Annotated in this window: 20 protein-coding genes; all 20 read left to right on the forward strand. The window is 37.8% G+C overall.

Features of this window, described 5'->3' with window-relative positions; all coding sequences use genetic code 11:
- Nucleotides 1-43 precede the first annotated feature (43 nt).
- The 20 genes from EO121_RS00935 (at nt 44) to EO121_RS01025 (ending at nt 25,802) form a co-directional block, all read left to right on the forward strand.
- Nucleotides 44-652 carry a DUF6088 family protein gene (locus tag EO121_RS00935; RefSeq protein ID WP_127165392.1) on the forward strand — a complete coding sequence of 203 codons (609 nt, stop codon included), beginning with the start codon at nt 44-46 and terminating at the stop codon, nt 650-652.
- Entirely contained in the window at nt 645-1,643 is a 999-nt protein-coding gene (locus tag EO121_RS00940) for a nucleotidyl transferase AbiEii/AbiGii toxin family protein (RefSeq protein ID WP_127165394.1), read from the forward strand. The genes EO121_RS00935 and EO121_RS00940 overlap by 8 nt, the downstream gene beginning before the upstream one ends.
- 352 nt (nt 1,644-1,995) lie before the next feature.
- Nucleotides 1,996-3,711 (forward strand): TM1812 family CRISPR-associated protein, encoded by a 1,716-nt coding sequence (locus EO121_RS00945; protein WP_164725821.1) that lies wholly within the window; start codon nt 1,996-1,998, stop codon nt 3,709-3,711.
- A 143-nt stretch (nt 3,712-3,854) separates the two neighbouring features.
- A complete protein-coding gene (locus EO121_RS00950; RefSeq protein WP_127165397.1) occupies nt 3,855-4,775 on the forward strand; it encodes a hypothetical protein in 921 nt (306 codons plus the stop codon).
- Between the two features lie 177 nt (nt 4,776-4,952).
- The gene (locus tag EO121_RS08605) at nt 4,953-5,111 is read left to right on the forward strand and encodes a hypothetical protein (RefSeq protein WP_164723915.1); all 159 of its coding nucleotides are present in this window, start codon (nt 4,953-4,955) and stop codon (nt 5,109-5,111) included.
- A gap of 1 nt (nt 5,112) precedes the next feature.
- Complete coding sequence (locus EO121_RS00955; protein ID WP_127165399.1) at nt 5,113-6,081, forward strand: YafY family protein; 969 nt, start codon at nt 5,113-5,115, stop codon at nt 6,079-6,081.
- Nucleotides 6,082-6,139: 58 nt separating this feature from the next.
- Nucleotides 6,140-6,637 (forward strand): hypothetical protein, encoded by a 498-nt coding sequence (locus EO121_RS00960; RefSeq protein ID WP_127165401.1) that lies wholly within the window; start codon nt 6,140-6,142, stop codon nt 6,635-6,637.
- A gap of 129 nt (nt 6,638-6,766) precedes the next feature.
- Nucleotides 6,767-7,933, forward strand: coding sequence for a hypothetical protein (locus EO121_RS00965; protein ID WP_127165403.1), 1,167 nt, complete (start codon nt 6,767-6,769; stop codon nt 7,931-7,933).
- A gap of 11 nt (nt 7,934-7,944) precedes the next feature.
- A complete protein-coding gene (locus EO121_RS00970; protein ID WP_127165405.1) occupies nt 7,945-10,980 on the forward strand; it encodes a hypothetical protein in 3,036 nt (1,011 codons plus the stop codon).
- 37 nt (nt 10,981-11,017) lie between these two features.
- Complete coding sequence (locus EO121_RS00975) at nt 11,018-14,476, forward strand: ATP-binding protein (RefSeq protein WP_127165407.1); 3,459 nt, start codon at nt 11,018-11,020, stop codon at nt 14,474-14,476.
- Between the two features lie 11 nt (nt 14,477-14,487).
- Nucleotides 14,488-15,465 (forward strand): hypothetical protein, encoded by a 978-nt coding sequence (locus EO121_RS00980; RefSeq protein ID WP_127165409.1) that lies wholly within the window; start codon nt 14,488-14,490, stop codon nt 15,463-15,465.
- A 9-nt stretch (nt 15,466-15,474) separates the two neighbouring features.
- Nucleotides 15,475-16,023, forward strand: a complete 549-nt coding sequence (locus tag EO121_RS00985) for a hypothetical protein (RefSeq protein WP_127165411.1) — start codon at nt 15,475-15,477, stop codon at nt 16,021-16,023.
- 60 nt (nt 16,024-16,083) lie between these two features.
- Nucleotides 16,084-16,941 (forward strand): hypothetical protein, encoded by an 858-nt coding sequence (locus EO121_RS00990; protein ID WP_127165413.1) that lies wholly within the window; start codon nt 16,084-16,086, stop codon nt 16,939-16,941.
- 50 nt (nt 16,942-16,991) lie between these two features.
- Nucleotides 16,992-18,065: a hypothetical protein gene (locus tag EO121_RS00995; RefSeq protein ID WP_127165415.1), complete on the forward strand. Its 1,074-nt coding sequence runs from the start codon at nt 16,992-16,994 to the stop codon at nt 18,063-18,065.
- 61 nt (nt 18,066-18,126) lie between these two features.
- On the forward strand, nt 18,127-19,839 hold the full coding sequence (locus EO121_RS01000) for a hypothetical protein (RefSeq protein WP_127165417.1): 1,713 nt from the start codon (nt 18,127-18,129) through the stop codon (nt 19,837-19,839).
- 102 nt (nt 19,840-19,941) lie between these two features.
- Entirely contained in the window at nt 19,942-20,415 is a 474-nt protein-coding gene (locus EO121_RS01005) for a hypothetical protein (RefSeq protein ID WP_127165419.1), read from the forward strand.
- A 105-nt stretch (nt 20,416-20,520) separates the two neighbouring features.
- Nucleotides 20,521-22,404 (forward strand): acyltransferase family protein, encoded by a 1,884-nt coding sequence (locus EO121_RS01010; RefSeq protein WP_127165421.1) that lies wholly within the window; start codon nt 20,521-20,523, stop codon nt 22,402-22,404.
- A gap of 207 nt (nt 22,405-22,611) precedes the next feature.
- A complete protein-coding gene (locus tag EO121_RS01015) occupies nt 22,612-23,625 on the forward strand; it encodes a GspE/PulE family protein (protein ID WP_127165423.1) in 1,014 nt (337 codons plus the stop codon).
- Nucleotides 23,622-24,614: a type IV pilus twitching motility protein PilT gene (locus EO121_RS01020; RefSeq protein ID WP_127165425.1), complete on the forward strand. Its 993-nt coding sequence runs from the start codon at nt 23,622-23,624 to the stop codon at nt 24,612-24,614. The genes EO121_RS01015 and EO121_RS01020 overlap by 4 nt, the downstream gene beginning before the upstream one ends.
- A gap of 12 nt (nt 24,615-24,626) precedes the next feature.
- Nucleotides 24,627-25,802, forward strand: a complete 1,176-nt coding sequence (locus EO121_RS01025) for a type II secretion system F family protein (RefSeq protein WP_127165427.1) — start codon at nt 24,627-24,629, stop codon at nt 25,800-25,802.
- Nucleotides 25,803-25,808: the final 6 nt, after the last annotated feature.

The following is a 25,808-nucleotide window of genomic DNA, read 5'->3' on the forward strand; positions in this document are numbered from 1 at the left end:
TGCACCAAATATTATATAATATTTGGTGCGAGGAGGGAGAAAAATGACATATAAAGAGAAAATTTTAGATAGAATTAATACTCTAAAGGATGGATATGTTTTTATAGCCAATGATTTTTTTGATATTGCTGGATATGAAACAATTCGTAGTACCTTAAATCGCCTTGTTGAGAGTAAGGAAATTACTCGTATCATGAATGGAATATATTTTAAGTCTAGATATATTGAACTTATTGATGAATACACAACACCATCTATTGATGAAGTAGCGAAGGCTATTGCTAGAAAATATAATTGGACAATCGCACCATCTGGTAATACAGCATTAAATGTATTAGGTTTATCTACACAGGTACCGGCAACGTGGTCATACATATCTGATGGTAGATATGCAAAGTTTACCATTGGTAATACGGTAATAGAATTTAAACGTAGAACTAATGGAGATATTTCAAAGATGAGTACAATGACGGCTATGATTATACAAGCCATTAAAGCTATCGGGAAAGATAATGTGACCGAAAAAGAGATTAACTTTTTAAAAGCAAAAATATCACCAAAAGAAAAAGAAGAATTACTATATAATGCAAAAAGCACAAGTGTTTGGGTATATTATATTATTATGAAAATATGTGAGGTGGAACATGTTTGAGTATAAGAAGATTTCTAAAACAGATTTAGAGCAAGTTATACGCAATGCTTCTCATAAGTTGGGAGTTCATGAATCTATCCTTGAAAAAGACTACTGGGTATGTTTTACACTTAATTATTTATTTTCAAGCTGTAAATGGAATGAAGCATTTACATTTAAAGGTGGAACGAGCTTATCAAAATGCTTTAATCTCATCGGTAGATTTTCTGAGGATATAGATTTGATACTTGATTGGAGATACATTGGCTATAGTATAAATGAACCATGGGATAATCGTAGTAATACAAAACAGGATAAATTCAATAAAGAGACTAATCAAAAAACACAAGATTTTTTAAAGTCAGAATTTTTACCGCACTTACAAGAAGATTTTAGTGAATTATTGGAGGATACATTTGAACTGAAAATCGATGAAAATGATAAACAAACTATTCTGTTTGAATATCCTAAATCATTTAGATCTACTTATTTAACACAATCTGTGAGACTTGAAATAGGAGCATTAGCAGCTTGGATTCCTTCAGATGTTGTTACAATAGTTCCCGAATTACAAAAAATATATCCTATGCTTTTTAATGGAAGCGGTATAAAGGTGCGCACGGTTTTACCAGAAAGAACATTTTGGGAAAAAGCGACTATCTTACATCATGAGGCAAATCGTCCTAAAGAATTAGCAATGCCAAAACGATATGCTAGACATTATTATGATTTATTTTGTATGACTAACTCTATCTATAAGGATGCTGCTTTAAAAAACATAGAACTTTTACCGGAAGTAGTCGAATTTAAACAAAAGTTTTATCCTAGGGGATGGGCACACTATGAAAATGCCACTAGTAAAACAATTAAACTAATACCAGATAATGATAGAATTGAGGAAATCAGATTAGATTACAAAGAGATGCAAGAAATGTTTTTTGGTAAATATCCTGAGTTTGACGATATTATTGATGTGTTGAGATCCTTGGAAGATGAATTACATACATTATAGATATAGGCCTTGTTGCAGTTCACATATTGCAACAGGGCTTTTGCTATCCCAAAAAAATATAATGTAGAACCTAAAAATAGAGCCCTAGAATAAATGTTGGTGTCTACTATTATATGAGTAGCCTCAATATTTATTATAGGGCCACATTTAATATAGAGCCCAAAATATATTCTAGATCCACAACTATCGGGGTTTTTATCATTTCAAAAATTCATATTTCTATATACTAAAAGAGGCAAAAAGAATTTTAAAATCTCTATTGCCAATGACAAAATATGTCATTGCTGGTGGGTATACTGTACTCATACTTAGTGTTTTACAAGTGGTATAAGACCACGGAAAGGAAATGATTATGAATTTTTGGAAAGTGTTAATGGAATCAATTACAGCGAAGCAACAACAAAAGGGACGGAATGTACACATGGGGACACAGTGGTTTGATGTATCTCAAGACACATCAAAGGTAGTCGTACCTATGGCACATCCTAGTCAGCTTGGAACGGAAGTTAGTGTACATGGTCAACCTACAGTTAGCACAATTACTGAGGTAGTAAAATCTCAAGTAGTGCCTTGTACTAGTGTACAAACAGAAATAGATATCACAGAGGGGCTTGTGAAAGAGCCTACGGTATCTATGCCAGTAGAACTAGCACAAGAGGATACTATGGCTCAAATGCAAGTATCTGTAGAAGAAGGTCAAGCGCAGTTTGATAGTGCAGAGAATCCCCAATTATCTGCACAAGCTAAGGACACAGTGGAATCAGATCAAAGCAACACAATTTCAGTTTTATCCGGATCAGTTCATTGTGCAGTGGAAGCTTTTGCACGATTTGGTCGAGCAGATATGTTAGCTCAATTAGTACAGGAACAGGATGTACATAAGGAGATTGAGTACTTGATTGGTTCTCTATCTGACTTTGCAGAGGCAGCTCATTTATGTAAAGGTGACGATATGGATTTTGCAGTCCATGCCATTCGTCAAGGTATCAAAGATTGTGAAGCTATCACAGCTAATAGGGAAGTGGATACAGCGTTCTTACAGTACTTACCAACTTTAAAAGAAAGTTTAGGGGACTTATTAGATGCTACTGTTCATAGTCAAGAATTACAATTAGCTATGATTCAATGGTGCTTACAATGTGGTTTATACCAACAATCGGTGACCTTAAGTACAGAATGGGTGCCAACGATCTTATTCAATAAAGGCGTTTACTATACCGATCGCACTGATATGGAAGTGTTATTTAAAAAAGAAATCGAATCGATGCAACGGACTTGGAAAGAGTGTTTTGTCATTACCTACCGTGATTATGCAGGGAATAAAGCAGTCAGTGTGGCTGGTGGTGATACAGTAGGAGCAGAATTATCTGTAATCCGTGATGAATTGCGTGGGGCTACTAATAAAAATCAAGTGATGAAAGCCTTTGCTAATTTCTCTTATAACAAAGAAAAAATTCTACCATTTATGCTCGATTTGTACCCAGCCTATTTACATGTACAACAAAATATACGCTCTGTTGTGGATGTCATGTATTTTCAAGCGCAATACCCAGAGATTGAAGGATACTTACGTGAATACTATGAAATCCAATGCACTAGCATCAGTTACCACAAACAATATTATCAATTCTTACAACAAAGTGCATCCGATTACGGCGCTTTCATCCGTCAATTCTTACAAGCACCGACAGCAGAATTGGTAGAACAATTTGATTTGTACAAAGGTGTTTGCTTTGATGAAGAAGATGAGGAATCTTTGGAGTCTGTAGCGGAGGAAACATTCCAAAAACAGCGCATTAAGTTGATCCGTGATTGCCAAGCCATGCTTGCTTATGGCAGTGCAAAAACAGACTTACCACAATTAGAGGCACTACAATTCTTGGTGGAATTCCATTACATTCGCCATCTTCGCAACAATATTAACCATGCAGCAGATAAAACTTTGGTCATCACTAGTGATATGGTGAAAGAAGCAGTGTCTACCTTGGTATCGTCTTTGCAGGCTGGACAGTGGCTCGGCAATGTAACAGTGGAAGAAGAATTACAAAAAAATAGAAATATTATATAAAAAAGTATTGCCAATGACAAAATATGTCACTTTCATATGGCATACTAAGAATATAGAGCACATAGTTCTAATACTTGGGGACATAGAAGAGAGAGAACATGTGATATCTAGTTAGAATATTGTTAATCATTTAAGGAGGAAGAATGACACAAAAAGAAACAGTATTGTCTGCTGTAGAACAGGCAAAGGAGAAAATGGATGCACTGCTAGAGGATGTGAGCCGTTTTGAAAGCCATCAATTTGATGCAGGCAATAAGGATTTACAGTACTTTTTCGGTGTAGATGTGATTGCAGCACTAGAGTCTAGAGAGGATGAGCATAGTACTGAAAGTGGAGCTCGTAAAGCCGGTCTAACATATTTCATAAACAAAGTGTATAGCCAACGAAAAGAAGCTGTGAAAGAGATGATTGCTACCTATGTAGAACGGACATTAAAACGATATGACTGGACCTATGAAGTGGAATATGTAGCGGACCCATTAGGACAGGATGAGGAGACAGAAGCATATCAAGAAGTAGTACGAGAAACAAAGTTTCCTGTACGTAATTATCTTTCCTTAGAATCGGATGGTATTTACCAGCAATGTAATGAACAGGTTCGCCAAATTTTACAAGAGTTGCAGGACACCATCGTGGCTACTTGCGGTGATACTATTTCATTGGATAGTCAGTTCACACAATGCTTTGTGGTACCTTCCTTACAAGATGTGTTGGATAATCTGAATGGCTTGGATACGAATGCCTATTGGGTAAACACCATCGTGCAAGACTTTGAAAAGGGATACTATCATAAACCTGAGCGATATATTGACTATATTGAAGTCCATGATATGATACGTGATAAAGGATTTTTATCTCTACTTGGTTTTGATACTTGTTATATCTATGGTGATATGGGAGATGCGGCGCTTGAACTGTCGAAGGACTTGGCACATTCAGTGGAACTTAGCGATTTAAACCTATATGTAAAAGAGCAGGTGCAGTTACTGATGAAAGAGTATGTGACAGCTGTGAAAGCATTAGTCGATGCAAAATGTCAGTCCATTGTAGAACAAATTGCATAATGTATTGCAGGTAATCCCTGACAGAGAAAGCCACCATCTTGCCTATGAAACTTCATGGTGAGACGGTGGCTTTATGTATACATAAAAAACTATTGACCGTAGTTGATAGAGTTTTTTATAATTGAATTAATTGGTATTTCTAGAGTAAATACTTTCATAAGAGAAAGGACAAAAGAGATGAAACGATACATGGTCAAATTTCACTATCCTAATAGCACGACGGTACATACTGCCTATGAAAGTGCCCATTCCCGTAGTGAGGCGGCGAACAAGGTGAAAGCTCGTGAAGCAGGATGTGGTCGTATTGTGAAAATTATTGCTACTGTGGAGCGATAAGATGGGGGATAAGATAGACAAGACGCAGCGAATTTTGACGATGCAACGTCGCCTGTTACAAGGGGAAGTGCTGCGCAAACCGGAACTGGCGGAAGAGTTTCGGATTAATGAGCGGTCCGTGCAACGAGATATCGACGATTTACGCGCGTACTTGCATGATGAAAGCACTCTCTACGGAAACGAACAGCTGATCGTCTATGATCAAAAGCGGAAAGGTTATGTCCTCAGCCATGGCGAGTCCGCTTGCTTATCCGTCAATGAACTAGTGGCCATTGCAAAGGTAATGTTAGATAGTCGTTCCCTATTACGAGATGATATGGGGCGCATATTGAATAAACTGTTGAAAACATTCTTGCCACATGAAGAGGTAAAGCTGGTAGAAAATTTGATTCGTAATGAATTGCACCATTATGTAGAATTACGTCACAAGAAAAATGTGTTGCCTCTGTTGCAAGACTTATCGAGAGCCATCCAAGAACAGAGATATATAACAGTATCCTACGAAAAAAGTACGAACAAGGAATTGGTAACACGGAAATTATCCCCATTGGGCATCTGTTTTTCGGAATACTACTTCTACTTAACTGCCTATATGGACCGAGAAGAACGAAGCAAAATTCCGAAAGAATTGCAGGATTTTCCAACTATTTATCGCTTAGATCGTATCCATAGCTTGACCGTCGAAGAGGAGCACTACCAAGTGCCGTCCTATACATCACGGTACCAAGAAGCGGAGTTTCGTAAACGGATTCAGTTTATGTACGGCGGTAGATTACAACGAGTGACCTTTACTTACGTAGGTCACGATATCGATGCCATACTAGACCGTTTACCAACAGCGACCATTACCTGGTACGAAGAAGAAACACATACCTACCATATCCGTGCGGAAGTGTATGGAACGGGCATCTGGCGGTGGATACGGAGCCAGGGGGATGCGGTGACGGATGTTACCGTGGAGGAGTTGTAGTGTTTTAGTACGACTTAATAGGTATATAAATTATTTTTAAATACGGGAAGGAGTTATTATGTTTAAAGGTGCAATAATTGCAATTATCTTGGCACTTGGAACAATGTATTCAGCTGAGGCTACAGTACCGCCAACTACATATTTAGGTAATGGAACACCAGCTTATTATGACTTTAATACTAATTTTCCAGAAGTATATTACCGGATGAGTACAGCAATGTATTTGGATAAAACTTCTGCAGTTATTTTAAAAGAGAAAGGTCCTTATGTATTTATTGCTGTAAATACATTTGTAGTGAGTGCTGCTGATACTAGTCATCCTAAAATATTTAAAAATAATACACATACATTTGTATTTGACCGTGAACTTGGTGATTTATATTCTATAGAAAAGTCAAGAGATAAACCAATAGAAGTTAGATATGTTGATCCTACAGGACCAGAATATCAGGTTCGTGGAGCTATGGAACCAGCAGAAGCGGTATATTATATTATGACAGGTAAAAAATTCTTTGGAGAGAAATACTTTACTCAAGGATTTTATGATCGTTTATAAAAAATAATAATTGATACATACATAGTATATGTAATGTCCCTCTCTCGCGTACGATGTACTCGGGGGGGGACATTTTGTGTATATTTTTAAGAAAGTATTTCTAGCGAGGTACATGAGAAAGGAATTTATATGGAGAAAGAATTGACACTTGGAAAAATCGTTATCGATGAAGATATGCTAGAACGAGTGATGCGGAAAGTGATGAGGGAAATTGCATCGGAACAAGAAAATGTAGTGTCTGATAAAATAAATTCTAGTATGACAGTAGACATGCCCAGTACCGCAGATCTGAATCGTTCAAGAAAGTCTGATGATATCAGTGAATATATTGAATCATCAAAAATGCCTCGCCCAGCTGGCTTTCAAATGGCAGGACAGGATAGAAGAACTACAAGAGAGTATGAAGCATTAAAAGAGGCATATCAAGAGTTACAAGAAAAATATAATCAGATGGTAACAAATGCTAAGGAGATTGCCACTGAATATGAATCTTTGAAAAAAGAGCATCAACAAATTAATGATGTTATGACACAAACAATGAAGAACTGTGGCATGCAAGAAGGAGACACTATGGGTTTACTAGATACAATGTTATCAATCTTTAAACATCAAGAAAAAACAAATAAAAAGAATACTGATACTTTAAAACAAGAACAAAATCGACTGAATGAAGAGGTATTGCATGTAAAAGATACGAATCGTAAGGTATCTAGTGAATTGAATATTACGCAAAATGAATTAGCTCAATTACAACAAAAATACCAAGAGTTATCTATAGCGTATGACAAATTACACTCTAACCATGATGAATTAGAGAAGGAATGCAACGCATATAAAGTACAAAATCAAGAATTAGCAGAGAAATTAAGACTTTCTTTTGAAAGCGGGCAAGAATTATTTGCAGCGGTTCAATCATTGCCAGAATCTTATACTACATATATTGGATTTGAAGTTAAATTTGATGATCTCGAAAGCTTTATCATTAGTAGCACCATGAAACAAAGTGTACTAGAGCGAATTTGGGATGCGGCTAAGAATGCAGCGTTGTCTAATGATACAAGTAGCTTTAATGTGTTATGGGCATATTTTGAATACGCCTGTGAATTATTTAATAAAGGGCGAGAAAAAGATATTTTCGTGATTGATTCAGTAACTGAAGGAGATAGCTACGTTGTACATGACTATGAGGCAGTGCAAGGTAGTGCTTCTCGTGGAAATATTCAAACCATTTATATTAAAGGGTTTAAAAATGCCTATAATGGAGATCGGTTAAGAAAATCTTGTGTGCGAGTATAAGGAAGTAAATCATGAGTGAATTGACATTAGAAAAAAACAGACCCTTTCGAATGGATTTAGAGAATGTAGATTTCTCTAATATAGCGCCTAATAATGTGGATAAGTTTAAAGGCTTAGTAAAGATATTTGATACAACAATGAATTTTACTATTGCTGAAGCAAAAGAGTTTGATAATTTCAGCTCAGCCACAGAAACTTTTTTAAATACTATGACTGGTGCTGATATTGGTGGGGTCAAAACAAGAACTGTTGAAGGTATTGTGAATGGCAATCAGTTAACATTATCCTCTGGAGAGAAATATAATCTATCTAAAGAAGAATATTATATTGTAAAAAAAGAAAAAAGAATACAGAAAAAATTTGAGAAGATGGCAGAACTCTACAAAAAAGGCAAAGAAGAAGAGAAGAAAAGGGATGACTTTTCGATTTTAGATAAATTTGAAGTTAACCCCAATACGGGAGAAATAAGAAATAGATCAACAGGTGAAATAGTAGGAGGTTCAGTTGCTAATATTATGTCTCAATTTTTTGAGCGCACTCCGAACATAATTTCTTTTGGTCGTTTTGGAATTGATTTGGGAAATTTAAGTCCCTTGAGCTTAAATACGAATGAAAACTCTTTAAGGAATATTAACATCAATGATGAGAAGTTTTACGAACAAGTCTACCACGTCCAACTCTTTGATGTTACTGTTAATTTCAGAGATGTTTTTAAGTATTGGTTACACAAAAAAGCATCTGAATCTGATATCATGAACTTATTATCTCACCCACGTTTTAAAAACATCCGTGAGGAATTGGTTTCTTTTTTAAATGCTCATCAAACGACGATGGAAGATTGTCGTATTGCAGACCTTGACTGGTATAAAAACTGGTTACTTCATTGTGATACAGAACGTGCCAACATCACACCGTATCATGATAATACTTTATTAGATCCGAACTTGGGTCATTGGGAGTTGTATGAGGAAGCGCTAGATCGTGATAATTTTGATATAGAGGAAGAATCAGCTTCCACAGAGTTTGCCTATGCTCGTGCGCCTCATTTAGATGTACGAGATACAGGGGTATGCGCTATTGACTTTGGTACGAAAAGTACAGTTGTAGCATGTCGTGATCAAGAGGAACGATTATTACGTGTTGGCACAGGGGATTATACACAAGCGCCACGCAAAGAAGATTATGAAAATCCTACTACTGTGTACTTCAGTAATCTTAAAAGTTTCTTAAAAAGCTATGCACAGCAAGCTGGTAGACCGTATACAAAATGGGAAGATGTGATGGTATCCCATCAGGCGGCAGAACATCTTTATGACCATATCGAAGATAATACTACCTACTATGCGACTTTTAGTGAATTAAAACAATGGGCAAATGATAAGAAACGTCATCAAGTGTTGAAAGATGAAGCGGGTAATGAAATTGAACTTATTCCGTATTTGACAATTCAAAACCGTGCGAAACATATCGACCCTATAGAGCTCTATGCTTACTATTTAGGTTTGTATATCAACAATATGACCAATGGAATCTATTTAAGTTATATCCTTTCTTTCCCTGTAAATTACGGAAAAGAAGTACAAGAAAAATTGCTGGAAAGTTTCACTAAAGGGTTGAAAAAATCCTTACCACAAAGTATTTTAAGCGATACAGAATTGATGGAAAACTTTGAAGTCTATGGTGGGGCTAGTGAACCAGCTGCTTATGCCATTAGTGCCTTGGAACAATATGAGTTAGAACCAAAAGTAGAAGGAGAAGAAGTACCATATGCTGTATTTGACTTTGGTGGCGGTACTACGGACTTTGATTTTGGTATTGAAAAGAAACCAGAAGATGGACGACGAAAATTTGAAATTCACCAATTTGGTAAAGGGGGAGACCCGTATTTAGGGGGTGAAAACTTACTACAACTATTAGCCTATACAGTATATGAGGATAATGTTGATGTGCTACGCCAAGAAGGGATTCAAATCGTATTACCGAAGAAAGCCACACCATTTGCAGGTAGTGAATTACTTGTGATGGATATGGACCAAGCTTCTCAAGAAGCACATTTAAATATGCGTACCTTAATGCGTCTATTACGTCCTATCTGGGAAGAACATAAGGATTATAAAGATGCCTTCGTGGATGGTCCAGTTACCATTGACCTCTATACAAAAGAAAATGGGGAAATGCAACGGAAACCGGTTAGATTGAATGTAAATATCAATCATCTTCAAGATGTGCTCCGAGATCATATTAAGGTAGGCGTTACAAGTTTTATTAGCCAAATGATGTCTGTCTTTACATTGCGTACGGATGTACAATATCCAATTCATATTTTCTTAGCCGGCAATTCTTGTCAGTCACGTATTTTACAAGAAGAGTTTGTGAATGCCCTACTGGATATTACGAAAGAGGCTACAGAAGAATTGGGTAAAAATGCCTCTAACATTTACCGTTTATATCCACCATTAGGAAGTACGATGGACATAGAAGCTATTAATGGTAAATTAGGTAGTGACCTAGATAGAGCTATTGTAGCTGAGTTGATTGGTGCTAGTTTAACACAAGCAGAGGCACGCCATTCCACTCAAATCGATCGCATACGTACAGGTAAAACAGGTGTCGTATTTGGTTTGCTTCGTAGTCGTCGTGGTGGTAAAGATATAAAAATTGTCAATAATAACGAAGTGTCTATTGGTTCTGATGCGACTGAAAATACTTTCCCTTACTATTTAGGTAAAGAAGGGGAAAAACGAAACTTTGAAGTAGAAATTAACTTAGCAACTCCGTATCATCAATGGCAAAGTTTCTGCTGGGCTGATGAAGCTAAATTTGAGCTTTATTATACGGATGACTCACGGGCTCTGTATAATGGTGTGCCTATCAATGAAGTAAAACGTGTTCATTGCCGTATTGATCAAGATGACGTAGATGAAGATAAATTAATTCTGATTAAAAAGGTAGCCATCGATACCATTGAGTACGTGGTGGCGGACCCAGATACTTTCACAGGTGACACATCAGAGTTAAAAGTGTATTCCAAAGTATTAGAAGCATAAACACTGTTATATAGAGAGAAATTCATAAGGGTTAACAATGAAAGAAACAGGAAAATTGTCAAAAGAGTTGACGCAAAGCATGCTTCGTGCGGAACAAGTCATGCAATCCATGGAACGATATAGCATGAAATGCATGGATGGTATCTTTTCTGGCAAAGTAGATACGTCAGTGCTTACCTATTTAGGGGATGAAAGTATTGATTTGAATGAATGGCATCTATATCGTATCGATGAATTGGTCTATTCTGAAAAAGAAGGCTTGAAGCGGGAAGCCATCGAAAATGTATTATCTACATTTAGAGGTATGGATGATGTCAACATTCTCTATGTAATCCTAGGAGATACAGATAAAGTAAACTTTTATATAGGGGTTAGTAAAAACCTCTATTTAGAAGCTTGGGACCAGAAGCAACAGGGGAAAGCCGACTTATCTATTGAAAGTTATGGACCTCATATTATGAAGCCAAGTTTGGAAGGTAATTTTGTTGGTAGTCAGATTACTGAAGTAGCAGACTACGCTGAGAAACAAAGCATTATTGACCGTATTAGAGCATCTAAATCTTCTGGATTTATCAATGGGGTTCCTGGATTTGTGGAACAAGCATTGGGAGAATCTAAGGACTTTCAAGGGGTAGAACGTTTGGTGGACACCATGGTGGGTACTGACTTTGCCTTGGTAGTGATTGCTACACCATGTACAGGTAAAGACGTGGTGAAGCTAGAACATCGAGTAAATCGTCTTGTAAATCTAGTGGAACCTATTGGTAAAGTTAGTAAGCAAGAAACCTTGATGGATCAATATCAAAAGAGTGAAGATACTACAGAGGGGGTAAACCGCAATGTAGGGACTGCGAAGTCAGTTGATTCTAGTAGCTCTGTGAGTAACACTAAGAATGATGTAAAGGATAGTCGAGAAGATTTTTCTACACAATCCAATGCATCAAAAAATGATACTACCACCGACCAAACAGCGCAGACACAAAGTCATGGCATGAATACGGTTCAATCTCGAGATATATCAAACCAAACAGGGTCGGATAGAAATCCGGATGTAAATAGACGGTCGGAATCAACAGATAACAATATGAGCTATCAAGATAATACATCTAAGAGTGTGGCTCATACGAACCAGTGGTCAGATTCTAAGACTACTTCCACTAGTACTACATCAAGCCAAAGTGTTTCCAAAGGTAGCGATACGAGAACTTCCCAAAGTCGTAATATGTCTGTGCAAAAAAGTCATAATATTTCTAATCGGACAGGAAAAAGTAGTAGTGATTCGTTGCAAACTACGTATAGTTTACAGTTAGAGAAGAAAGCAGTCCTCAATGTCTTGAAATATATAGATGAGGTCTTTCAGCAACGGGTAGACAAAGGGAAAAGTAAAGGAAGCTACGTGGTTAGCACATACTTGGGAACACGGACCAATCGTGCTACATTATATCGCCTAGCCAATACCGTAATGGGGTTATATGGTGGTGAAAAAGGTAATTTAGAGCCACTTACATTTGTAGAACTCACGCATTGGCAAAATAAGGACAATGAAGAAGCCTTATCAGCTCGTAAGATTTTTGAGAATTTCCAGATTCCTGTTATTGAAAGTAAAAAGGAAATTTGGAAATCTGTATACTCTAAAGTGGTGTATGAAACACTGGACAAGGAAAGTGTTGGATCTTGGCTGACTGGTGATGAACTTGGATTGCTAATGGGTATGCCACAACGTGAGGTACTAGGTGTATCAGCAAGAAATGAAGTGGAATATGGTCTAAACCCTAAGGCAACAAATGAGATTGATGTAGACAAGAGTATTGAATTAGGCTCTCTTGTGCACCATGGTGATGTGCGTAAAGATAATAAGATTTACATTGAAAAGAAAAACCTTAGTAAGCATACCTTCATCTGTGGTGTTACGGGTAGTGGTAAAACGACCACTTGTCAAAGTATTCTGCTAGGCACAGATTTGCCATTTTTAGTCATTGAACCGGCGAAAACAGAGTATCGAGCGCTTATGAATCAACCGGGTGGAGAAGATGTCATTTATTTCACCTTGGGACGACAAGATATAGCGCCATTTTTCCTAAACCCTTTTGAGATTATCGAAGGAGAAAGTATTACCAGTCGTGCAGATATGTTGAAAGCTGCCATTAATGCTGCCTTTGAATCGGAAGCGGCTATCCCTCAAATTATCGAAGCGGCTACCTATGAAGTGTATAAGAAAAAAGGGTGGAATATTCGTACCAATGTATGGACAAATCCTAGCACAGGCAAAGAAGATAATCCATTTGCACCAGATAGTTATGCATTCCCTATGTTAAGCGACTTTATCAATGTTGTAGAAACTGTAACAAAAGCACAAGGATTTGGAGAACGCTTGGAAGCTGAATACTTAGGGTCTTTAAAAGCAAGATTACAGGCGCTGACAGTAGGTGCTAAAGGGATGATGCTAAATACCCCTCGTAGTATTGATTTTAAAAGTTTAGTCAATAAGCGTGTAGTCATTGAACTAGAAGAAATTAAGGATGGTACAGAAAAGTCCTTAATTATGGGCTTTATTATTACAAACTTATTAGAAGCTATTAAATATCAGTATAGAGAGAATCAAAATTTTCAGCATATTACATTGGTGGAAGAGGCCCATCGTTTATTGAGCAAATACGAACCAGGGGACAGCCCTAATAAAAAACGTGGTGTCGATATTTTTGCAGACATGCTAGCCGAAGTTCGTAAATATGGGGAGTCCCTAATTATTGTGGATCAAATTCCAAATAAAATGACTCCAGAAGTATTAAAAAATACGAATACTAAAATTGTTCATAAAATCTTTGCTACCGATGATAAAGATGCAATTGGCAATATGATGGCATTGAATGATGAGCAAAAAGAGTTCTTATCCTATTTAGAGGTGGGTCGAGCCATCGTTATTACGGAAGGTTGGAAGAAACCTGTACAAGTGCAAGTACATCCACGCGCGGAAACCAATGATAGTATATCTGGATTGAATCCTAAAGAACTGGAGAAACAGCTAGCAGAAAAGGCGTATGCTTATTATGCTGAACATAATAGTACTGGAGTATTGCCAGGGTTTAGCACCTTCCATGATCAAGTAACACCGAATGTTGTAAAAGAATATTTTGAGTTACATCAGAAAGATGTAATGTTGCATGATCAGCGTTTACGAAACTTATTATCCGGGAGAGTAAACATTTCAGATGCCGATACGTTATTTACTTATTTAACATCAATTTTTACAGATTTTAATCTGTCTATTATGACAGATAAAGTATTATCGAAAAAAGAAAATTTACATGAATCTTATTTTTGGGGACAATTAGGATGTAGAGTGAACTCTGCGAATAGAGAAACGTTATACTCAATATTGAGTGAAATTATACAATTAATTTTGGAAAATGATGAGTTAAAGAGGGAACAATATATGTCCTCTGAGCAAAAAGGATTTCATGCAAAACAAAAAGAATTTATTAAATATTTGAAATAAAAGGAGGAAAAATGGGAATTTTAGGAGATATTGGATCAGCAATTAGCTCAGCAATTAGCTCAGCTTGTAGCATTGTAGGTAGCTGTGTAAGTGCGGCCGCAAAAGTTTGTGGTGGCATTGTAAAAGGTGCTATGGCTGGTTTGGCTAAAATCGGAGGAGCTATTGCCACTAAAGCATCAGCTTTTTTAGGTAGCCTTACAGCTGGCTTAACAACCTTTCTAACACCTGTTTTAGGACCATTAGCACCGATTGTTAGTGATATTATTGTTAATATGTTGGCTAATGTAATTATGAATTTACTGATCGACAAAGGTGAACCAGAAATGGAAGAGGAAGAAATTGAAGAATATGGATTCCTTGTTGAAGAGTCTGAAAAGCATCCCGAGTGGCCTAAAGAGGAAAGCTTCAGTTCCGCAAAAGAACATTATCTAAAATTAAAAGAACTAGCTGAAGGTGAAGGTATTCATATGACAGAAGCGAAGCGTTTTTCTGTAGAGTCCCTCCGTCGTCGTGCCTCTGGTATGACTGCTTTATGGGAGCGATTGGAACGAAAAGAAGGACTTACGATTGCTAGAGAGTTCTTGGTTCATGCAGGGTTAAAAAAATTTGATAAAGATGAATTTAGATCTGTTTTAGATACCTCTAAAGAGTTAGGATACACAACAGTTCCCTATATGGATTTTAAAGAAGGCAAGATGACGCCTGAAGAGGAAGAAAAATATATCGAAGCAGTAGTCAATAAGATTCGTGAGATAAAAGCTGAGAAGGGTGAAACCTTGGATATTGTTTCTGCGTATAAAGAGTTTAATAATATGAAGGCAGATCCAAGTAATGACACGATACTTCAAGCATATAAATCTGAAATTCAAGCATTTGAAACAATGGGTGAAGAAAAATTATTTGATATAAATGCACTTAAAGCAGAATATAAAGAGTATAATTTGCAAGATGAATTAGAAACTTTAGACGAAGTTGAAAAGCACAACTAAGGATTAATTATGAGCGGAAAACTAAAAAAGAGTGCTACTACTGAAGAATTTTTAATCTTTCATGAAAAACTTAGAAATGGGTTCAATATAGAGAAACGAGCAAGTATATCAGACGTATCAGCCAATATAGTAACCTTAGATAGATTAAAAAGCGATGTATTGAGGAAAATTTCTAATGCTTACATTGACTTTCAACAAATCCAGGCTAGTCTAAGCTATCCTCACTCACAAGAGGTAGGTACGCAAGAGCAGGTACTCACCAAAGTTCATTCTAAGAAAGAACAGATTTTTAATAAACAAGGGGCTATTAAAAGTCAAAATTTGTTAGATAATTATGATGAACTTGTATCTCGTCATGAAAAAGAAGGTCAGAGATTGGCGAAAACAAATGATAAAGATTTATGTCGAGTTGTCAATCATATGGATTCACGATACATGACAGAAATACCTGATCTATCGGATAAGGAAGAAGTACAAAACTTTCTATCTATGGAGCAAATTGCTTTAGAGTTTACTCAATTAGAAGATGAAAATTTAGATGCTTGGCTAAAAGCATAATATACAAGAGCTATCTTATGATTGTATTGTAGGATAGCCTCTTATGTGAAAGGGATACAGATGAAAATAAAAAAATTACTTTGGTGTATTCATCATCATCAACTGCAATTGTTCTACTATCGTAGAGGACATTTGGAAATCAAAAAATGGGATGGTGATGTGATGTTCACCTTTGATATAAGTAAAGAGAACAATAGAACTGTCCTAGTAGATAGCGAACTAGAATACTTTAAAGATCATTGTTGGAATAAAATTGGCATCACTTCTGATGAATATATTTCCTCCATTATATTAGTTGATCGTAGTTTTGCCTTCGATGCAGAAGTGGCGGAGGCGATTGCTAAGATGATTCAATCCCATAATGGCTCCAAAATGGTAGATGAAGGTGAGTGCATTTGGGAAGAAGAGGATATTCAAACTATACTAAATGCTAGAGAAGATGAGTTATTAATCGACGATCCAGAGATAGGAGAAACAACGATTACACATGCTACGGGTACTATGGACATCGTGGCTAGCCAAGGAACGAAGTATATCGTGTTAGAAACTGTTGTGATAGAACCAATCATTATAGAGGAAACTGAAGATACGAACGTTTCTGAAAGTGAAGAAATATCAAAAGAAACTCCAACACCTGTAGCATCGCAGGAAGAGACTCCCTTACCACCTGTCATTAATAAACCGAAAAAAGCGAGAACTAAGGGAGTTCCACAAGTTTGTTTCCCAGATACAACACCTAAATCAGATAAGAAGAAGCAGGTAACAACTATCACTGAAGCAGAGGTTAATGACGAACTAGAAGAGTCACAGTCTCTACTGAACCCATTGGGAAAAAACTTTGCCAATAATCAGGACCTTTCTAAATTCATTAGAAAACGAACAGAAGGATATAACCATGGGGTGAAGGAACCTGAATAGTATAACCAAAGTGGTCAGTACTAATATTAGTGTAAGGGATACATGAAAGCATGAAGAATAAAGAAAAAAATAGAAATCATGTCAAAGATGAAATGACAAAGACAATGGAACCTAAAAAAAGTGTACCTATGTCCAAGGATAAAGAAGAGTGGAAACGATTACGTGAATCCTTAGTGGAGAAACAATCTACAGCACTTACTAGTTATCCAATGAAAGTCACACAATTACAAGAGATTACTAAAGGGCTAGTAGTTGAAAAAATAAAATCCTTCCTCGATAAATTAGCCGTTATATTTAACGAAGAATACATCGTATTCAAAGAAGATGGATTTGGGTGGTTGCGGAATTCTAATGATTTAGTGCCGTTTTATAAAGGGACGGAAGATATCATATATCATGATGTGATGGATAGTTATAAAAATGGAAGTAGGATTATTAGTTTTGTTGGTAGTCTTAGTAATAGGTATAGTACTCTTTTAAATGAGCATAGAGAATTTTATAAAGAAAAAGAAATTGATTATACGAATATAAACAGATGTCGATTGATTTCTATGGGCGCATTACAAGCATATTATGCAAAGTATGGACAAAGTTTGTCTGAAAAGAATGAAAAATTATATAAACGCTGTTTAATTAATCCTTCATATGCAAATGGATTTAGTGAATTTACAAGCTTTTCATATGATAATGGTGAATATCAAGGATTTAGAGTTGTACCATATGCATCGTATCAATACACTCACACAGGTGGTTTTGCTATTGTTATCACTAAACACGTAAATGTATCCAATCCAGATGAAGTTTTGGACTATGCCCTTTCTGAATTTAAACAACCGAATCACCCACAAATGACGAAGTGGGACAGAAGATTGTACACATTGTTGGAACAGTTGTATAAGCAAGACGTTTTTTCAGAATCTGAAAAAATGACGATTAGTAATTTTGCCATTCTCAAAGAAAGAGATAAGGATGGAGTAGGTAATGCTATCTACACTTGTGATGAACAAGTAGTAATAAATAAATTAATTCAACTACTTGTTGACGAGATAGAACAACTTAAAACATATGATGATGCTTTACAATATCTTGATGCAGATTCATATATAGCGAAGGCTTTTTTTTAATCGGTCGATTCAATCCCTATTAGAAGTAGAAACTACTCGTGCTAATATTCAGCCCTATGAAATGGATATATTGCGAGATGTGAATAAAGGTCATTGGGACTTATTTGAAATGTTACAAGGTGATATGGGTGAAGATAAAGTGCTAATTCCATTGCCAAAAGGAGAAGCGTTAGTGGCACGTGATCCATTAGCCGATGTAAATACAAAGGTTACTTGTGCCATCGACTTCGGTACGAAAAGCACGGTAGTGGTGTATCATGATAGGAAATCTTCCTTGCTACGGATTGGCGCCTCGGATCAATGGGCAGAGCCTCGTATGGAAGACTATGAAAACCCAACAGCCTTGCACATCATTGATTACGACCGCTTCATGAAGGACTATCATAGCAAGGAGGGGCGTCCACCTACACGCTGGGAGGATATGACCGTATCCCATCATGCAGCAGAAAAAATCTATCAAAAAGATATTCATGCCGATGTGTATTATTCTGTATTCAATGAGTTGAAACAATGGGCCAATGCCACAGGTCGCCGTCAATTATTACAAGACAGTACAGGGAAGAAGATTGAGTTAAAACCATATACCACATTAGAAGATGGTGATTTTGACCCTATTGAAATCTATGCCTATTATTTAGGTTTATATATCAATAACATGCAACACGGTATTTGTGTCAAATACTATCTATCATTCCCAGTGAATTACGCTTCCGATATTCGTGATAGAATTACAAAAAGCTTTGAACGGGGTATTCGTAAATCTTTACCAGAGCGAGTTCTCAATGACAAAGAAGCTATGAAGCGTTTTAAAGTAAAACCAGGGGCAAGCGAGCCAGCAGCCTATGCACTGAGTGCTTTAAAAGCATACCAAGTAGAACCGATTGAGCGAGATACAGATCCATCTCCGACCTATGGTGTCTTCGATTTTGGAGGAGGTACTACTGACTTTGATTTTGGAAAAGAATACATTTCAGAAAATAAAAAATTCTATTATGAAATCAAACAGTTTGATAATGGTGGGGACTCATTATTAGGCGGTGAAAATATCATTAATATCTTAGCCTATGAAGTGTTTAAAGCAAACCAACAAGTGATGCGTGACAATAAGATTACCATCGTTCTTCCGAATGAGAAATGTAAACGCTTCGATGGTAGTCAAATGCTCGTAAAAGATGTAGATAGTGGTGATCAAGTTTCTTATCTAAACTTAAAATTATTAGCGAGTCGTCTACGTCCGATTTGGGAAGAAAAAGGTGATTATGCTACGGAATATAGCACGGGAGATGTAAACATTGATTTATACACTACGAATAAGGAAAAGAAAACAGTCCCTGTAAAAGTAGATGTAAGCATGTTACAAAAAGTTATCAAACAACAAATAAATGATGGCATTGATAACTTCATGTCTACCTTTCATCGTGCTTACAAAGGGAATGAATCAGAATGGACATGGCCTTTGCATATTTTATTAGCCGGTAACTCTTGTAAAGCTCGTTTATTACAGGAACAATTGGTAATCCGTCTCTTAGATGAACTAGATGACTTGGATGCTTATTTATCAGGAGAACGAGATGTGTCTAATATTTTCCGATTATATCCACCGTTAGGAGCATCTTTCAATGTAGAAGCACTAGTGAAGTCCATTACAGATTCTGGGGTAGACATCACAGAGGAACGGAAGCATATTTTAGATACTATGTTGTATACAGAAAAAATAAGTATAAAAGATGAACGGGTATTCGTTGCGGTTGAAGCCATTAGTAGTAGCATTTAATGTCGCATTTAGCTATGTATCAGATTTTGATAAAAAGATACAGAGAATCAGTGAACTAACAGGCTACCAACATCTTATATGATAGTTAAAGAGGAAACAGATATGCAAAATTTTGAAACCATGCGCACAGGTAAAACTGGTGTTGCGTTTGGACTGATTCGTAGTATTGATAGTGCTCGTGATGTTTTTGTTATTCCTTATGAGGTGGATGAAGAGGGTGAAGTTCCATTTCCTTACTTATTAGGTATCAAAAGTCGTAAGGAGACATTTGAGTGCTTGATTGGTGAGAAAGTACCATATCAGTCATGGGCTCCTTTCATGGCATGCACTTGCGATGAGTTAGACATTTATTACACAAAAGAAGCGCGGGCTCACGAAGGGAATATGCCTATTGATGAAGTTAGTTATGAGAATTTATTCATTGAAGAAGAGCACGTTGACACTGACGACGGCTACGTTTTCATCCGCAAAATAGATCCTACTACTATCGAATGTGTAGTAGCTACTCATGATGAAATGAGAAAGAATCCGAATGTCGATGCATCTCGTATTTACAAGTTAACATTAAAGGGATAATTTCATCAATTTCACTCTACGCAGTGCTCTTTCTCTATGCTATAATGTATATTACGTATCGAAAAATGCATTGTATAGTATTCATGACAGAAGGGAAGACACAGTATGCCACCAGAGTTAGAAGAACCGCATCAAGGGCTCGGTTCCAGACAGAAAAAACGTATTATAGGAGTCAAACCAGGTCAGTTTGTGAAAGGCCTTGACGGGCTAAAAGGCTTAGCAATTCTAGGCGTCACTATCTTTCATCTATTTCCCCATGCAGCCAGTGGCGGGTTCATGGGGGTTTCCCTTTTCTTTGTATTATCGGGGTATTTATTAGCTTTCACCACCAATCAACAATGGAAGTTGGGAAATTACAGCATTTCAAAATTCTTTCAACGTAGGGCGGAGCGGATTCTCATTCCCTTAGTGTTGATGGTGGCAGTCATCTTAGGACTGTGGCATTTGCTGTTACCTGACAAACTAGCGGGCATACGCCCAGAAGTGATGTCCATTTTGCTAGGCTATAATAACTGGTGGCAAATCGCACAAAATGCAGATTATTTCACCCGTTTAGTGAACACATCGCCATTCACCCATATGTGGTTTTTAGGGGTGGAAATCCAGTACATTGTCATTTGGCCCCTCTTATATTGGACCTATACAGCACTGAAAAAGCAGTGGAGTTACACCATCGGTCTAGTATGGATGTTGGTGTTGGCATTAGGTTCCTCTGTCATTATGCCACTACTATATACAGAGGGTATGGACGTATCTCGTTTTTATTACGGTACAGACACACGGTTATTCGCCTTGCTATTGGGCGCCTTTTTAGGATTGCATCGGAGTGAACAAAAACTATATCCGTTGGGCACTATGAAAGGAAATGTCATCAGCAGTATATTCCTATTGGCAGGCATCATTGCCACCGTAGTAGGATATATCTATTTAGATGGACAAAGTCCTTCTCTTTACACCTATGGTATGGTAGCATTTACTTGCTTATTTGGTTTCATGGTGTGGTTAGTAGAACATCCTAATGCACCACTTGGAAAATTGGTGGATATGCCTGTTCTAGCATGGTTAGGTAAACATAGTTATGGATTGTTTTTATGGCAATATCCAATGATTTACCTTTTTGAACATATGGGGCTTATGGACTATTTTGCATCACCCATTGCCTATTATTTGGTCTTAGTGCTGGTTATCATTGGTCTTACACTTTGGTCTGAAGCGGTGACAAATTGGTGTGTCCGTCAAGACAGTGTCCGTGCCATTGTGGATGTCATTCGTTCCTATTATGTGAAAGTGTTATCTATCGTTGGGACTGTTTGTATTGTCCTAGGTGTGTATGCTTTCGCTACAGCACCTGCAGAGAAGCAACAAGACGTGACAGAGTTACAAGTACGATTGGCGAAGAATGCAGAATCCCAAGCTGCAGAAAATGCGAAGGTGATCGATTTGTCTACTGTCAGCGATCCACAAGATATGGTGCATATGGCAGCCATTGGTGATTCTGTCATGCTTGGCTCCGCTCATGCATTGCGACAAGACTTTGCAGGTATCCAAATCGATGCTAAAGTATCTCGCTATGTAGGGGCAGGTTTAGGGATTGCGAAACAAATGGATGCGAACCAACAATTAGGCAATGCGGTCCTCATTGGTCTTGGTACTAATGGACCTATTACAGGTTATTATGAAGATGAAACAAAAGCATTGGTGCAGTATTTAGGTTCAAATCGTCAGATTTTCTGGATTAACAATTATGCGCCAGGTATCCAGTGGATTGAGGCCAACAATGCGTACTTAACTAAGCTTGCCAAAGAACATCCAAATGTACATATCATCGACTGGGCTAGCCTAGCATCGAAACATCGAGATTGGCTCGGAGATGATGGCATCCACCCGAATGATACTGGTGTGAAAGAATACTCTAAATTCATTCATGATGAAGTGAAAAAAGTATTGCTCCAACAAGGTGAAGCCAATAAAAAACAGAAAAAACGCTAGGAACTTATTTTGAGATAAGGAGATTAGCTAGACATGCCAATACGCAAGGGCTGTAACGAAATGTAGACTTACATTTTGTTGCAGCCTTTTTTGATTTATTTCTCCTAAAATAGCACTACCAGTCAAGGTTGACTGGTAGGAGTGTTTTCTAGGATTTTAGCGGGAACATAGAGAAATCCTAAGTACGCAAGTAAAGGAGGTGACATTATGTACCATGTGGAGATTGAGCTGGATCATTTCTTTCAGCGTGCCTATGAAAGTGGAGCTAGTGATATGCATTTTGATACCTTAGAAAAAGAGGTGCAAGTACGATTTCGTTTGGATGGTCGTTTGCAAGAGATAGCTCGGATTCCCATGCCAGAAGGCGAGCAAGTGATGAATCGTTTGAAAGTGTTAGGGTCTTTAGATATTAGTGAAAAAAGATTGCCCCAAGATGGGCGTTATGTGTGGACTCATGAAAATCACTCAGGAACGATACGTATGTCTTCCTTGCCGTCTGTGTATGGTGAAAGTCTTGTATGCCGTCTCTTTTGGCATGATGAGCAGATAAAATCTTTAGAAGAATTAGGCATGCCGGAACATATTAGTGCAGAGGTGCGCAGGTTATTGGCACGTCCACATGGGTTACTGCTTGTGTGTGGGCCTACAGGGTCTGGTAAAAGTTCTACCTTGTATGCATTATTGCAAGAACTCAATGGGGATGAGGAGCAAATTATTACCTTGGAGCATCCAGTGGAACGTATCGTAGAAAAAGCTGTTCAAATTGGTGTACAGCCACAGATTGGTATGACTTTTAGTAAGGGATTGCGTGCTATTTTACGGCATGACCCAGATACCATAGTGGTTGGTGAAATTCGAGATCAAGAAACGGCGCAGTTAGCGGTACAGGCAGCGCTTACGGGGCATCGTGTGCTATCCACAATTCATACGAACCATGCCCTAGGTGTGGTGGAACGATTGGTAGATATGGGGGTGGAAGAGTATCTAGTACGTGCCACCTTGACTGGTGTTATCTCGCAACGATTGGTACGAACTTTAGTGGATGGGGTGTATCGTGGTCGCTGTGGATTGTATGAGTTATTAGCTATTCCCAACTATGATTGCCATTGGGAACAGCTAGATTCATATCTGCTTTGTTCTTTGGAAGAATCGGCTCGCCAAGCTATTGAAGAGGGGTTGACTACGGAAGAGGAAGTTCGCCGTGTGGGGGTAGTATTATGATTTGGTCACAGGTATTGCACGAAGCTATAGAGCGAGGAGCCACAGATATTCATGTACAAAGTGGGACGGTCTATTGGCGATTAGGTATGGATGTAGTGCCTACGGAATATGAACTATCTGATGAAGATATGATAACGTTTTTAACCGACCAAGTATCTACCATATCGGATACTATGATGTCCTATGATGGAGCCATGACTTTTGAAGGTTTACGTATTCGGGTGCATCTATTCCGCTGGCGTTCTGGTTGGGGCGGTACCTTGCGTATTTTGTATCCCCCTAAAATGGGGCTAGACACTTCGGAAGAAGGTAATTTATTGCGCCGTATTTCTTCTTTCAAAGAGGGGCTGGTCATCATAGCTGGTGCCACTGGTTCAGGAAAATCGTATACCCTTACGTCTTGCTTAATGCATATTAATGAAAGTATGCGCCGTCATATTATTACGTTAGAAGATCCCATTGAATATGTCTTAGACCATCAACTGTCCTTGATACATCAACGGGAATTGCATACACACTTTCATCATATGGCGGACGGTATCCGAGATGCATTGCGAGAAGATCCAGATGTGATATTAATTGGTGAGGTGCGGGATAGGGAAACCTTGGAAGCAGTATTACATGCGGCGGAAACGGGGCATCTCGTATTTGCTACGTTACATACACAACGTGCTACCATGTCCATTAATCGGATGATTTCCATGTTCCCTGCGCACCAACAAGAAGAAGTACGAACACAACTTTCACAGATATTACGAGCCGTCATCTGTCAACAATTGATAGTCATCGACGATAGATTTATACCGGTACGAGATATTTTGATTAATACCCCAGCAGTAGCAAACTTGATCCGTCAACGAAAGGAACCGCAAATCGTATCCTTACAAGAAACGCAAAGGCCTATGAAAACACTGGAAATGGCAGTTGCCGAGCTACGGTCTATCTATGGGTCATCGCCAGTGTTAGAGTCTGTATTACAGGTAAATTAGTGGAGAACATCTATGAGTTGGTATACCTATGAAGGATTTTCGACGGACAAAAAAATAGTGTCAGGCAAAGTATGGGGTGATTCAGAAGAAGAAGTGCAGGCAAAGCTAGCCTATCAATCCATAACGCCGATTCACTTGGAATGTGTTGTGGGGAAGGAAAAAAAGAAACAATGGAAAACAGCTCATATGATTCACTTTGCCTATCGATTGCATATGTTGTTGGGTGCAGGTATATCGTTACGAAAAGCCTTAGATATGATGACCAATACGAAAGGATCTACTATCCCCTATGAAGATATTCGTGAAGATGTAGGACGTGGTATGGCATTGTCAAAAAGTTTAACCAAGTACCATTGCCCTGTCATTGTTACAACTATACTGGAAGCGGGTGAAGCATCAGGAACCTTAGTGGAATCCTTAGGGATGATTCAAAGTATGTACGAAGAGGAGCATCGATTGCGCCAACAATTGGTATCAGCCGTTACATATCCATCATTTTTGGTGGTACTTATGATAGTATTTGTAGGTGTTGCAGTAGATTTTATTTTACCGCAATTTAAATCTGTCTTCGAGAGCATGCAAATAGAATTGCCACCTCTTACAGCAGCCCTTTTTACTGGAGGTACTTGGTTACAACAAAAAGGTGTATATCTATTGATTGGCTTACTAGTATTGGGTATGGGGTTGTGGAAATCGTACCAACGAGAATCTGTGAAGTTTAGCGTGCATCGTAAGGTTTGGCTATGTATGGCACGAAGAGAATGGCTTATGGCGTATACGATGGTACGCATGTGTCAGATTTGGAAGCTACTTTTACAAAGTGGAATGCCTTTGTTACAACTGTTGGATATGACAGAATCGCTATGGGGTAATCGTTGGGCGAGTACCTTACAAAGAGAGGTGAAAACTCGTATTTCCCAAGGGCATGGATTTACGGATTCATTAGAAGAGGTGCAATTAGGGACTTCTTTTATATGGGATTTGCTTCGCATCGGAGAAGAAACGGGTGACCTAGAAAGTATGTTAGATCAAGGGCATACGTACTATAAAGGAATTTTGGAACGGACTGTGAAACGAGGAGAACAATTATTAGAACCTATTATGCTCAGTATTATGGGCAGTATAATCGCTTTACTTGTGGTAGCAGTAATGCTACCGATGTTTAATTCAATTTCAGCTATTCAATAGGAGGAA

The sequence above is a fragment of the Veillonella sp. CHU732 genome, from assembly GCF_003992085.1.
GTDB lineage: Bacteria > Bacillota > Negativicutes > Veillonellales > Veillonellaceae > F0422.